We start from the raw sequence: 11,154 nt of genomic DNA on the forward strand, positions 1-11,154 counted from the left end.
ATGTTATTACAAGAAGCACTTCACAACGAGAAATGGGGGGGCGATTCCATAATGAATGATCATAGCATGTTAAAGACAGGTGCCGTAGAGACCGAAGAGGTTGCGACCGATATTCTTTCCTTGCGTACCGTCATGGTGAACGTCCAAATGATCGATACGCCGGGAACCGGTGACTGGGTGCTGATTGATACGGGACTGGGAAATTTCGAAGGCTCCATTGCGGAAGAAGCGGAGAACCGATTCGGCAAGCCACCGGTGGCCATCGTGCTGACGCATGGCCATTTCGACCATGTGGGCAATGTGAAGGAATTGGCCGATCGCTGGAACGTTCCCGTCTACGCACACCCGAGCGAACGGCCGTTTCTTACGGGAAAAGAAGACTATCCTCCGGGGGATCCGAGCGTAGGCGGGGGATTGATGGCCCGCGTTGCTCCCATGTATCCGAACAAAGCCATCGATCTGGGATCGAGGATACGACCTCTGCCGGAGGACGGAAGCGTACCTGGTCTTCCCGAATTCAAATGGCTGCCGACGCCGGGACATAGCCCCGGACATATCTCCCTGTTCCGTGAACGGGATCGGGTCCTCGTAGCGGGAGACGCGGTCATTACGGTGAAGCAGGAGTCAGCGCTTGCCGTCATCGGACAGGAGAAGGAGCTTCACGGTCCGCCGATGTATTTTACTCCGGATTGGGATCTGGCGCGTGAATCGGTTCGCCGCCTGGCAAGCCTGAATCCCGAAATTCTGGTCACGGGGCACGGCGTCTCCATGCGCGGTGAAGAGCTAATGACTTCGCTTGCGCGGTTGGCCCGGGACTTTGACCGTTTGGCCGTTCCCGAGCAAGGTCGGTATGTGGATAAGGATGCGGATGGAAAAGTGAATCGAAGGCAGCATTAATTTTTATGGCATGAACGATTTATAGGCTAAACGAGACACCGTGAGGTTAACGACCTTGCGGTGTCTTTTCATATGCTGAAGATTCAATATGGAAAGAATGAACGGAACTATGCGAAAATGCAGATGATCGCAGCACCCGCTTTTTTCAAAAAAATAATAAAGTGCGTGAACCTGGGTGCGCTCTCAGACATCTAGCTTATGTAAGGATTTGAAGAAGCAGTGCTGTCCGGCATATGCCCATCATGCGTTCACCCTGCTGGCGAAGAACATGATCTGATTCGTTTTTGTGGAATCAATCGCTGGGAGGTTATAATAGGGGAACAGAGGAAGGGGAGGGCTATGAAAGTATTAGTATTGGCTGAGAAGCCGTCCGTTGCGAAGGAAATTGCGAGAGTGATGGGCAGCCGCGAGAAGCAGAAGAATTATTTTGAAGGACCGAAATATATTGTGACCTGGGCGCTTGGACATTTGGTGGGGCTTGCCGAACCCGAGGACTATGATAAGAAGTACCAGACCTGGGCGCTGGAGGATCTGCCGATCCTGCCGGACAACACGAGGCTTAAGGTGCTGAAGGAAACAAGCCACCAGTTCAAGACGGTGCAGCATCTGATGAAGCGTTCGGATGTCGGCGAGATGATCATTGCCACCGATGCCGCCCGCGAAGGGGAACTGCTTGCGCGCTGGATCCTGAAAATGGCGAAGTGGAACAAGCCGTTCAAACGGTTATGGATTTCTTCCCAGACGGATAAGGCAATCAAGGAAGGTTTCGCTTCCCTCAAGCCGGGGCAGCAGTTCGACCGGCTGTACGAGTCCGCGCGCTGCCGGGCGGAAGCGGATTGGATGGTTGGACTGAACGTGACGCGCGCGCTGACGACCAAATTCAATGCGCAGCTGTCCGCAGGCCGGGTCCAGACGCCGACGCTCGGGATGATCATGGACCGCGAGAAGGAGATCGTGAATTTCCGCTCCCAGGAATACGAGACGCTGCAGGCCGATCTCGGAAGCTTTGAGGTTTCGTGGCGTCCGGCCGGCGGAGACGGCCGTTTATTCGAGAAGGACAAGGCCGCCAAGCTGAAGCAGAAGCTGGAAGGCAGCACCGGAAAAATCGTGAGCGTGAAAAAGAGCGAGAAAACCGAACCGCATCCGCTGGCATACGATTTGACCGAGCTGCAGCGGGATGCCAACCGCCGATTCGGGTTTTCGGCCAAGCAGACCTCGAATGTGCTGCAGCGCCTGTATGAGCAGCATAAGCTGGTCACCTATCCGCGCACGGACAGCCGTTACCTGACGTCCGATATGGTCGGGACGTTGAAGGAAAGGCTGTCGAGCATTGCGATCGGACCGTATGCGTCCATTGCGCGCCCGCTGCTGCGCAAAAATTTGTCGCCAGGCAAACGGGTCGTGGACGACAGCAAGGTTACGGATCACCATGCCATCATTCCTACCGAACAGACCGTGCTGCTGAATCAGCTGTCGGTCGATGAACGCAAGTTGTACGATCTCATCGTGCGCCGGTTCATCAGCTTATTCTATCCGCCTGCCCGTTACGATAACGTATCGGTAACCGTGCAGATTGAAGGCGAGCAGCTCTATGCGAAAGGGACCACGATCAAGGACAGCGGATGGCGCGAGGTGTACGGCGGCGACTATGAGGATGACACGGATGACGAGAGCGACGAGGATCAGGGCCCATCTTCTTCGGGCAAGCTCCTGCCGGAGCTGAAAGAAGGAGAATCGGTGAAGGTGGTCCGCTGCGTGCTGAAGCCGGGACGGACTCAGCCGCCGAAGCGTTATAACGAGGCGGCGCTGCTCTCCCAGATGGAGAAGCACGGCCTCGGAACCCCGGCAACCCGCGCCGACATCATCGAGAAGCTGGTCAGCTCCGACACGATCGAACGGCAGGGGCAAACCCTCCATCCGACGGGCAAAGGCAAGCAGCTGATCGAGCTGGTCGCTCCGGAGCTGCGGACGCCGGAGCTTACGGCGCGGTGGGAAGCCGAGCTCGAGCGGATCGCGAAGGGGCAGGGCAAGCCGGAACCGTTCCTGCTCGGCATACGGGATATGACCAAGAAGCTGGTCACGGACGTGAAGGGAAGCGAAGCGGAATACAAGCCTCATAACGTTTCTAACAGCCACTGTCCGGATTGCGGCACAAGGCTGCTCGAGAAGAAGACCAAGCGCGGCAAGCTGCTTGTCTGCCCGAGTGACGATTGCGGGTATAAGCGCTCAGGCGAGAAACGCCTGTCCAACCGCCGCTGTCCGCAGTGCCATAAGAAGATGGAGATGAAGGAAGGCAAGGCGGGGCTGTTCGTGCAGTGCCTTGGCTGCGGCATTACGGAAACGCTGAAGAAGGACGCCAAGCACGTGAACAAACGCGAGGAGCGGAAGCTCGTGCAGCAGTACAGCAAGCAGGAGTCGATCGGTTCCAACCTGGGCGACTTGTTGAAGGCAGCGCTCGAGCAGAAGGGGAAAGAATAGTCTCTCGAGCGTTAATCTCATTGGGCTAAGGTGAATTGCGTTTTTCTTGCCGTTGTGAGCATAACCTCGGGTGCAATGGCCCATTCTACGGACAGGGGGTGATTTGCATGCCGAACCATAAAGCGAGAAAGACCGAAAACCAGCAGAACAAATCAAGCATTCTGGAGGAGAGCAAAACCCTCAAGCCGAAAAAGGCGGCAGACTATGTTCCGAGCCTGAACGAAATACCTAAGAACGAATCTTGATGGCTCGTTGCGGTTAAGATGTTTGGGTTGTCATTATGCCGGGCACGGGCCGGTCGAATCTTACGACCGCCGGCCGGTGTCCTCGTAATGGCATCAAAGACAGCGCTTGGCGTCATGCCCTTAAGGCATGGCCGGGCATTGTCTTCATCAGCCTGCGGTTTTATAATAGCGGTAGAACGTATAGCTAATGGCTGATTGGCGAGATCGATCAGTTGAAATGGGGGGGCGTGAACCAACGTGAGACCTGCACTGATCGTTTGGTTTATTTTTATCAATGCGGTAGCCTATCTGGTCATGTCCGAGGATAAGCGGCGTGCCCGGCTGGGACGGGATCGCGTTCCGGAGAGGACGCTTTTTCTGTTGGCCGCCATAGGCGGGGCTTTGGGCGTATGGATCGCGATGTACCGCAAGCGTCATAAGACGAGGCATTTATCATTTAAAGTCGGAGTACCGCTGCTGCTAGTCGTAAACGTTGCATTGTATACGTATTTCTGGGGATAGCTTGTTTGCCATGATTTACATAGGGAGGTTGCCGACAGTTAGTCGGCAAGCTCGTTTCATACCGGTATGAAGCTGTTTAATAATAAGTAGTAGGTCTTTTAACAACTGAAAGAGGTGGCCTGTATGCTTTTTACTAAAATTCTTCTAGCTTACGACGGCTCCAAAGCAGCGAATAAAGCGCTCGGACGTGCGGTGGAACTTGCCAAGGTAACGCCGGGTGCAACGCTGGATGTCATTCATGCTTACGATTTTCCTCGTTTCTTCGTTGGGGAAGGGCTTGCCCCGATTCCAGCTTCACTCAATAAAGACGTTTATGATCTGGCCGTGCAGACGACGGAGGAAATCCGCGAGCGGATCGAAAATTCGGGCGTTAACGGTCAAGTGGAGATGATCCAGGGTCCTCCGGCCGAAGTCATCCTGGAGTATGCGGATCAGAACGGCAGTGACCTGATTGTCATTGGCAGCCGCGGTCTTGGCGGCATCCGTGAGTTCGTGCTGGGCAGTGTCAGCCATAACGTGGTGCAGCATGCAACGATTCCGGTACTTGTCGTAAAATAATGTGGAAGGGACGCGAAGGCGTCCCTTTTTGATAGGAACAAATACACTTCAGTCGACTCACCCTCCTGATTTGAAGGCACGATTTGACCAACATTTTGTTCGGGATTGCAAAAAGAAGATAAGCTCTTGCTTACCGCTATCATCTAGTGTATCAGCAAGCTTTTTTAGCTCCTTTAAACCCATGGGCCAATCATCTCCGAAACGACTTGTTACCTTAATTCGTTCGAGTTTAACATAGCCTTATTTTTATAGGCAGTTCATATTGAGTGTTCGTACGTGATTATTTGGTTAGGGGAGGCTCCTATGGAAATTATACTTCTTATCATCTTGGTCGTTCTGGCCGGACTTATGGCTTCAAGCCGCATGACGGCCTTGGAGAAGCGAATGAAACGGCAGCAGGCCACGTTGAACCAAATCGCAAGCCATTTAGGAATACCCGAGCCGCCGGTGCCAGCGGAAGTCAAACGGCTGCTGCAGGATGGGCAGGATATTAAAGCGATTAAAACCGTAAGAGAAGAATTGGGATTGTCTTTGCTTGAAGCCAAACAATATGTAGATGCCATCAAGCATGGGGAGCGGTAGGACAGGCATAACGCGAAATGCACGATGCTCGATTACAAATGAGGGGTTGCATTCTCCATGGTAAGCTCCCAACGCCCGCCGCGAGACTCGATTCGGTGCAGCCCGGTGTTCGCCGCCGGAAAGAACGGATTCTTATTGGTCCATGCCATATCCTTGATTAGATGATAAATGATGTTGATCACTCCGCCGTGAGTAACCACCAATACATTTTCATGATGATTCGCCGATTCCTGATCCTGGCATAGCTTGGTGAAGGTATCCTTGATCCGCCGGAAATTTTCTAGCGGGCTCTCACCTCCGGGGTATCTCTCGTCCATCCGTAAGCTGGAAAAATACAGCCCGGGAAATTTCTTCTTCCGCTAACGCGTGAGGCATACCGGCGAGCAGACCGTTATTGGTCTCCCGCCAATCCTCGGAGCGGCTCAAGGGCAGGCTAAGTTTATCAGCAATGATTGCGGCCGTCTGACAAGCCCTTTGCAGATCGCTGCAAATGATCCGCTGGATATTAAAATCATGCTTGTGTTCATCCAAGTACTGCCCCAGCTTCTCCGCTTCCCTGATCCCTTCATCGATGAGCCCGCGCTGGCTCCATCCTCCGCGATATCCTTCTTCGTCCTGACCATGCCTTACGAAATAGATAGCCATTGGTTCCTCCTTAGAAATAGATTCTGCTTTTGCGAAATTCAAATATAAACGTCGGATTAGATGATTCGCCGGATTAAATACTAGTGACGGATGTTAAGATTTCGACGCTCGACCCCATCTTCCTTGTAAGTAATTACAATTAGAGAGCAGAATCCGATCTTATTTTATTCTGCGATAATACTTTTCCCTTACCCTCTATGCAGCAGCAATAAAGGTTCTCGCTCCAGCGGAGCGGACGAATCATAGATGGAGAAGCGCCAGCGTTCGCCTTTAAACGCGGGAAACCTCCATTATAGTCCTATCCAGTTTCCCGTGTTTAACAGCGATCGGAATCACGATGCGTCAGCGCAGCGCCGACTATGCTTTACATATACTGCTCACGGCCTTTCATGTCCGACAGTTGAACATGCTTTTTAATGCCCCAGTCTCGTGGAAGTTTTGCTGTTGCATTGCTCACTTGCCAGATACGAACATTATTTTTTCTATAAATCCGATTGTTCGTGTTTAGGTTGACATTAGGTGTCAGAAATTGATAAACTGAGGATGTTGAGGTTCAAAATAACTTATGAAGCATGATTGATGAAATTGAATATGTCTCGTATAAAGCCGGGGATATGGCCCGGAAGTCTCTACCCGAAAACCGTAAATTTTCGGACTACGAGGGAATACAAACGGTGTGGCAACGACGGGGCTTGGCTCCATGTTTGCTTCTTAGGCGGCGGATGCGCAAGACTCTTCTGCTTGACGCAGGCGGCAGCGTTCGTAATCCTTGTATGTCCGAGACCTGCACAGAACTTTGTGTTTACGGGATCGGACTTTTTTTTCAGCAATCATATGAATGTCGAATTTCGCAGAAAGCGGGGGTAACTCATGACAGCACAAGTAGGAGTCATTATGGGAAGCCAATCAGATTGGGATACGATGTCCCATGCATGCCAGGTGCTAGACGAGCTTGAAATTCCTTATGAGAAAAAAGTCGTATCCGCTCACCGGACGCCGGACCTGATGTTCCGTTATGCCGAGGAAGCGGAGGGCCGGGGGCTTCGCGTCATTATCGCCGGAGCCGGCGGAGCTGCCCACCTGCCCGGGATGGTCGCTTCGAAGACGGTGCTGCCGGTCATCGGCGTTCCGGTTAAATCGAAAGCGTTGAAGGGTCTGGATTCATTGCTGTCGATCGTACAGATGCCAGGGGGCATTCCGGTAGCAACCGTAGCGATCGGCAAAGCCGGAGCCACGAACGCCGGGTTGCTCGCAGCCCAAATTCTGGGCACCTCGGATGCAGGGATTCGCGAAAGAGTGCAAGCGCGTCGGGACCGGATCCGGGACGAAGTGCTGGAAAGCAGCGATAACCTATGATGGAGAACGGAGCACAGCAGATGCGAGCATCCGGCAGAAAGCTTTTGCCGGGTTCCGTCATTGGCGTACTCGGCGGCGGGCAGCTCGGACGAATGATCGCGCTGGACGGAATCCGGATGGGATATTCGTTCGTTACCCTTGATCCGACGCCGAACTCTCCGCTCGGCCAGATGGCCGAGCAGGTTACGGCCCGTTACGACGACGTCGAGGCTGCCCGGCAGCTCGCGGCGAAGGCCGATGTCATTACCTACGAATTCGAAAATGTCGATGCGGGCGTGGCCCAGCTTCTGGAGGAGCAGTCTTATGTTCCTCAGGGAAGCAAGCTGCTGTACACTACGCAGCACCGCTTGCGCGAGAAGGCCGCGATCGAAGCGGCCGGCGTGCCGGTTGCACCGTATCGTGAAATAACAAGCTTGGAAGATTTGTTGTCCGCCGCCTCCGAACTTGGACTTCCGTGCGTGCTAAAGACCGCCACGGGAGGTTATGATGGTAAAGGGCAAGCGGTTCTCCGCAGCGAAGATGAACTCGAATCGGCTTACAAGGAGCTGGCTGCCAGCGGGACTGAGCTGGTATTGGAGAAGTTCGTCAAGTTCGCATGCGAGATCTCCGTCATTGCGGCGCGTACGCCCAGCGGCATCGTGAAGAGCTTCCCGCCGGCAGAGAACGTGCACGTCAACAATATTTTGCATTTGTCGATTGTGCCTGCGCGCGTGCCGAGCGAAGTAAAGCGCAAAGCATGTCAGCTCGCGGAACGCGTGGCTGAAGGTTTGGGAGCTGTTGGCCTGCTGGCCGTCGAGATGTTTGTGACCGAGGAGGGGGAGCTGTTCGTGAATGAGCTTGCGCCTCGTCCGCATAACTCGGGGCACTACACGATGGAGGCATGCTCAACCTCTCAATTCGAGCAGCATGTGAGAGCGATTTGCGATCTGCCGCTCGGGGATACGACGCTGCTGAGCCCGGTCGTCATGGTGAACCTCCTGGGGCAGCATCTGGAGGAAGCGGTACGGCGTTTTGGAGAGCACGACGCGCTTGCAGGGTCTCTCGGCGTTGTGCCTAAGCTTCATCTTTACGGCAAGAGCGAGGCGAAGGCTAACCGCAAGATGGGACATATCAACCTCTTGTGCGGGGACGTCGATGACGCGCTCGAATGGGTAGAGAAAACTAATATTTGGAGGCAGGATTAAACGATGATTGAACGTTACAGCAGACCGGAAATGCGGGCGATTTGGACCGAGGAGAACAAGTTCAGAGCATGGCTGGAAGTGGAATTGTGCGCATGCGAGGCATGGGCCGACCTTGGCGTCATTCCGAAGGAGGACACCGTTAAGCTTCGCCAGAATGCGACCTTCAATATAGATCGGATTTATGAAATCGAGCAGGAAACCCGCCATGATGTCATCGCTTTTACCCGTGCGGTGTCGGAAAGCCTTGGCGAGGAGCGCAAATGGGTCCACTACGGCTTGACTTCGACGGATGTGGTGGATACCGCGATGGGATATCTGCTCAAGCAAGCCAACGATATTCTGGAGCAGGACATCCTGCGCTTTATCGGTATTTTGAAAGAGAAAGCACTGGCTTACAAGCATACCCCGATGATGGGCAGAACGCATGGCGTGCATGCTGAGCCGACGACCTTCGGCTTGAAAATGGCGCTGTGGCATGAAGAAATGATCCGCAACCTGGAGCGTTTCCGCCATGCGGCTGATGGCGTGCAGTACGGCAAAATTTCGGGTGCTGTCGGCACGTATGCCAATATCGATCCTTCGGTCGAAGAATTCGTTTGCCGCAAACTCGGCACGAAGGCGGCGCCGATCTCGACCCAGACGCTGCAGCGTGACCGTCACGCGGAATACTTGGCGACGCTTGCCCTTATCGCTACTTCGCTCGAGAAATTCGCTACCGAAGTACGCGCGCTCCAGAAGAGTGAGGTTCGCGAAGTAGAAGAGGCATTCGCCAAAGGACAAAAAGGTTCCTCCGCAATGCCGCATAAACGGAATCCGATCGGTTCGGAGAACATCTCGGGCCTTGCCCGCGTCATTCGCGGCCACATGGTTTCCGCTTACGAGAACGTGTCGCTCTGGCATGAGCGGGATATCTCCCACTCCTCGGTAGAACGTATCATCCTGCCGGACGCTACGATGCTGCTGAACTACATGCTGAACCGCTTCGGCAACATCGTGAAGAACCTGACGGTCTTCCCGGAGAACATGAAGCGCAACATGGCTCGCACATATGGCGTTCCTTTCTCCGGCCGGATCCTGACGAAGCTGATCGACAAGGGCTTCAGCCGCGAGCAAGCGTACGACACCGTTCAGCCACGCGCCATGCAGGCATGGGAAGAGCAGCGTCAATTCCGCGAGATCGTGGAATCCACGCCTGAAATCACCGAGGTGCTCAGCGCCGAAGAGATCGAAGATGCCTTCAATCCAAGCTGGCATCTGAAGCATGTGGATACGATTTTTGCCAAGCTGGGGTTGGAGTAGTAAAGAAATTTGATTAGGCCTGAAGGCTCTATGAATTTGAGAATCACTTCAACGGAGAAGGCGGAATTGTTTTGGAGAAGCGCCAGCGGTCCCCTTTGCCCCCGGATTTAAACATAATTAATAAAATTCATAATAAATCTGGGGGCAACAGGGATCGGAAAAACAATCCGCATTCGTAGTGATGATATGCAGACAATCTCTAGTCTAAGGGGAGGAACACATGACATTACCGGCATTATCGACCGCCACTCATCTGGTCAACGTACCGCTGCTGTACAAGGGCAAGGTTCGTGAACTGTACGACCTGGGCGAGCACGTACTCATTGTAGTAACCGACCGCATTTCCGCTTTTGACTATGTGCTGGAGCCGCCCGTGCCGGCTAAAGGAACCGTGCTGAACAAGCTGAGCGCCTTCTGGTTCGAACAAACGGAGCAGCTTATCCGCAACCATGTCGTGCATACCGACGTGAACCTGCTGGGCGATGCCGTCAAGGACAAGGACCTGCTGGATGGACGCATCATGGTGTGCCGGAGGGCCGAGCGCATCGATATCGAATGCGTGGTGCGCGGGTACATCACCGGCGGAGGCTGGAGGCAGTATCAGTCCTCGGGCGAGGTCAACGGCATTAAACTGCCGGAGGGCTTGCGCAAGAACGAGGCTTTTCCGGAGCCGATCTTCACGCCGGCGGCCAAGAACGATGTCGGCCATGATGAGGACATTTCGCTTTCCCGCATGAAGGAGCTTGTCGGCGAAGAGCTGGCATTGCAGCTGCAGGAGAAAAGCCTGATGCTGTACAAGTTTGCCCGCGATTACTGCCGCAAGCACGGCATTATTTTGGCCGATTGCAAGTTTGAGTTTGGATTGATCGACGGAGAGATCGTCCTGATCGATGAGATCTTCACGCCGGATTCCTCCCGTTTCTGGGATGAGAACAATTATACGCTCGACATTGAGATCGACAGTATGGATAAGGAGCCGGTACGCACGTATCTTGCTTCGTCCGATTGGGATAAGAACAGTGAGCCGGATCCGCTGCCGAAAGCCGTGGTGGAGGAGACAACGCGCCGCTACAGCGATATTTACAGCCGAATCACGGGTGTCAGCCTGTAAGCTTTGATAAACCATTTCATTCATATATACCGAGGAGGAACAGGATACAATGTTGAAAGCAAAGGTCTACGTCACGATTAAGCAGAGCGTATTGGACCCTCAAGGGGTAGCGGTGCAAGGAGCGCTTCATTCGATTGGGTACAAGGAAGTGGAAAGCCTGCGGATCGGTAAATATATGGAGCTTGAGCTGGGCACGGACAACCGTGAGGAAGCCGAGCAACGAGTGAGAGAAATGTGCGAGAAGCTTCTGGCCAATACGGTGGTAGAGAACTACCGTTATGAATTGGAGGGCTAAACC

13 protein-coding genes and 1 riboswitch are annotated in these 11,154 nt (G+C 53.8%); of the genes, 11 read left to right on the forward strand and 2 right to left on the reverse strand.

Annotated elements, in window-relative coordinates; genetic code table 11:
- Positions 1–51 precede the first annotated feature (51 nt).
- The 6 genes from BMX45_RS23095 to BMX45_RS23115 all read left to right on the forward strand — a co-directional run bounded on the left by BMX45_RS23095 (position 52) and on the right by BMX45_RS23115 (position 5,261).
- Complete coding sequence (locus tag BMX45_RS23095; RefSeq protein WP_090912189.1) at positions 52–897, forward strand: MBL fold metallo-hydrolase; 846 nt, start codon at positions 52–54, stop codon at positions 895–897.
- Between the two features lie 339 nt (positions 898–1,236).
- Positions 1,237–3,375, forward strand: a complete 2,139-nt coding sequence (locus BMX45_RS23100; RefSeq protein ID WP_090912190.1) for a DNA topoisomerase III — start codon at positions 1,237–1,239, stop codon at positions 3,373–3,375.
- Positions 3,376–3,482: 107 nt separating this feature from the next.
- A complete protein-coding gene (locus BMX45_RS31425; protein WP_006208278.1) occupies positions 3,483–3,620 on the forward strand; it encodes a hypothetical protein in 138 nt (45 codons plus the stop codon).
- Between the two features lie 237 nt (positions 3,621–3,857).
- On the forward strand, positions 3,858–4,121 hold the full coding sequence (locus BMX45_RS23105; RefSeq protein ID WP_012819088.1) for a DUF1294 domain-containing protein: 264 nt from the start codon (positions 3,858–3,860) through the stop codon (positions 4,119–4,121).
- Positions 4,122–4,244: 123 nt separating this feature from the next.
- The gene (locus tag BMX45_RS23110; protein ID WP_012819089.1) at positions 4,245–4,679 is read left to right on the forward strand and encodes a universal stress protein; all 435 of its coding nucleotides are present in this window, start codon (positions 4,245–4,247) and stop codon (positions 4,677–4,679) included.
- A 303-nt stretch (positions 4,680–4,982) separates the two neighbouring features.
- Positions 4,983–5,261: a hypothetical protein gene (locus tag BMX45_RS23115; protein WP_090912192.1), complete on the forward strand. Its 279-nt coding sequence runs from the start codon at positions 4,983–4,985 to the stop codon at positions 5,259–5,261.
- 32 nt (positions 5,262–5,293) lie between these two features.
- Here BMX45_RS23115 and BMX45_RS31965 read toward each other — a convergent pair whose 3' ends face one another.
- Both BMX45_RS31965 and BMX45_RS31970 read right to left on the reverse strand, forming a co-directional pair.
- A complete protein-coding gene (locus tag BMX45_RS31965; RefSeq protein ID WP_254778200.1) occupies positions 5,294–5,578 on the reverse strand; it encodes a histidine phosphatase family protein in 285 nt (94 codons plus the stop codon).
- Positions 5,553–5,906 (reverse strand): histidine phosphatase family protein, encoded by a 354-nt coding sequence (locus BMX45_RS31970; protein ID WP_254778202.1) that lies wholly within the window; start codon positions 5,904–5,906, stop codon positions 5,553–5,555. Before BMX45_RS31970 ends, BMX45_RS31965 begins: the two co-directional genes overlap by 26 nt.
- 576 nt (positions 5,907–6,482) lie before the next feature.
- Positions 6,483–6,584: riboswitch (purine riboswitch) on the forward strand.
- Positions 6,585–6,776: 192 nt separating this feature from the next.
- On the opposite strand from BMX45_RS31970, the gene purE reads away from it, so the two are divergent.
- The 5 genes from purE (at position 6,777) to purS (ending at position 11,151) form a co-directional block, all read left to right on the forward strand.
- The gene (gene purE / locus BMX45_RS23125; protein ID WP_009592351.1) at positions 6,777–7,262 is read left to right on the forward strand and encodes a 5-(carboxyamino)imidazole ribonucleotide mutase; all 486 of its coding nucleotides are present in this window, start codon (positions 6,777–6,779) and stop codon (positions 7,260–7,262) included.
- Positions 7,259–8,446: a 5-(carboxyamino)imidazole ribonucleotide synthase gene (gene purK, locus BMX45_RS23130; RefSeq protein WP_090912194.1), complete on the forward strand. Its 1,188-nt coding sequence runs from the start codon at positions 7,259–7,261 to the stop codon at positions 8,444–8,446. The genes purE and purK overlap by 4 nt, the downstream gene beginning before the upstream one ends.
- 3 nt (positions 8,447–8,449) lie before the next feature.
- Complete coding sequence (gene purB / locus BMX45_RS23135; protein WP_090912196.1) at positions 8,450–9,745, forward strand: adenylosuccinate lyase; 1,296 nt, start codon at positions 8,450–8,452, stop codon at positions 9,743–9,745.
- A gap of 220 nt (positions 9,746–9,965) precedes the next feature.
- Entirely contained in the window at positions 9,966–10,856 is an 891-nt protein-coding gene (locus tag BMX45_RS23140) for a phosphoribosylaminoimidazolesuccinocarboxamide synthase (protein WP_090912198.1), read from the forward strand.
- A 49-nt stretch (positions 10,857–10,905) separates the two neighbouring features.
- Positions 10,906–11,151: a phosphoribosylformylglycinamidine synthase subunit PurS gene (purS, locus tag BMX45_RS23145; RefSeq protein WP_090912200.1), complete on the forward strand. Its 246-nt coding sequence runs from the start codon at positions 10,906–10,908 to the stop codon at positions 11,149–11,151.
- The last annotated feature ends 3 nt before the right edge of the window (positions 11,152–11,154 follow it).

The sequence above is a fragment of the Paenibacillus sp. cl141a genome (assembly GCF_900109305.1).
Taxonomy (GTDB): Bacteria; Bacillota; Bacilli; order Paenibacillales; family Paenibacillaceae; genus Paenibacillus_AQ; species Paenibacillus_AQ lautus_A.

Excerpts from the sequence above, each read along its gene's own strand:
- purS (WP_090912200.1), top strand. The coding sequence starts at position 10,906 with ATGTTGAAAGCAAAGGTCTACGTCACGATTAAGCAGAGCGTATTGGAC.
- purE (WP_009592351.1), top strand. The coding sequence starts at position 6,777 with ATGACAGCACAAGTAGGAGTCATTATGGGAAGCCAATCAGATTGGGAT.
- purK (WP_090912194.1), top strand. The coding sequence starts at position 7,259 with ATGATGGAGAACGGAGCACAGCAGATGCGAGCATCCGGCAGAAAGCTT.
- BMX45_RS31970 (WP_254778202.1), bottom strand. The coding sequence starts at position 5,906 with ATGGCTATCTATTTCGTAAGGCATGGTCAGGACGAAGAAGGATATCGC.
- BMX45_RS31965 (WP_254778200.1), bottom strand. The coding sequence starts at position 5,578 with ATGGACGAGAGATACCCCGGAGGTGAGAGCCCGCTAGAAAATTTCCGG.
- BMX45_RS31425 (WP_006208278.1), top strand. The coding sequence starts at position 3,483 with ATGCCGAACCATAAAGCGAGAAAGACCGAAAACCAGCAGAACAAATCA.
- BMX45_RS23115 (WP_090912192.1), top strand. The coding sequence starts at position 4,983 with ATGGAAATTATACTTCTTATCATCTTGGTCGTTCTGGCCGGACTTATG.
- BMX45_RS23110 (WP_012819089.1), top strand. The coding sequence starts at position 4,245 with ATGCTTTTTACTAAAATTCTTCTAGCTTACGACGGCTCCAAAGCAGCG.
- BMX45_RS23100 (WP_090912190.1), top strand. The coding sequence starts at position 1,237 with ATGAAAGTATTAGTATTGGCTGAGAAGCCGTCCGTTGCGAAGGAAATT.
- purB (WP_090912196.1), top strand. The coding sequence starts at position 8,450 with ATGATTGAACGTTACAGCAGACCGGAAATGCGGGCGATTTGGACCGAG.
- BMX45_RS23140 (WP_090912198.1), top strand. The coding sequence starts at position 9,966 with ATGACATTACCGGCATTATCGACCGCCACTCATCTGGTCAACGTACCG.
- BMX45_RS23095 (WP_090912189.1), top strand. The coding sequence starts at position 52 with ATGAATGATCATAGCATGTTAAAGACAGGTGCCGTAGAGACCGAAGAG.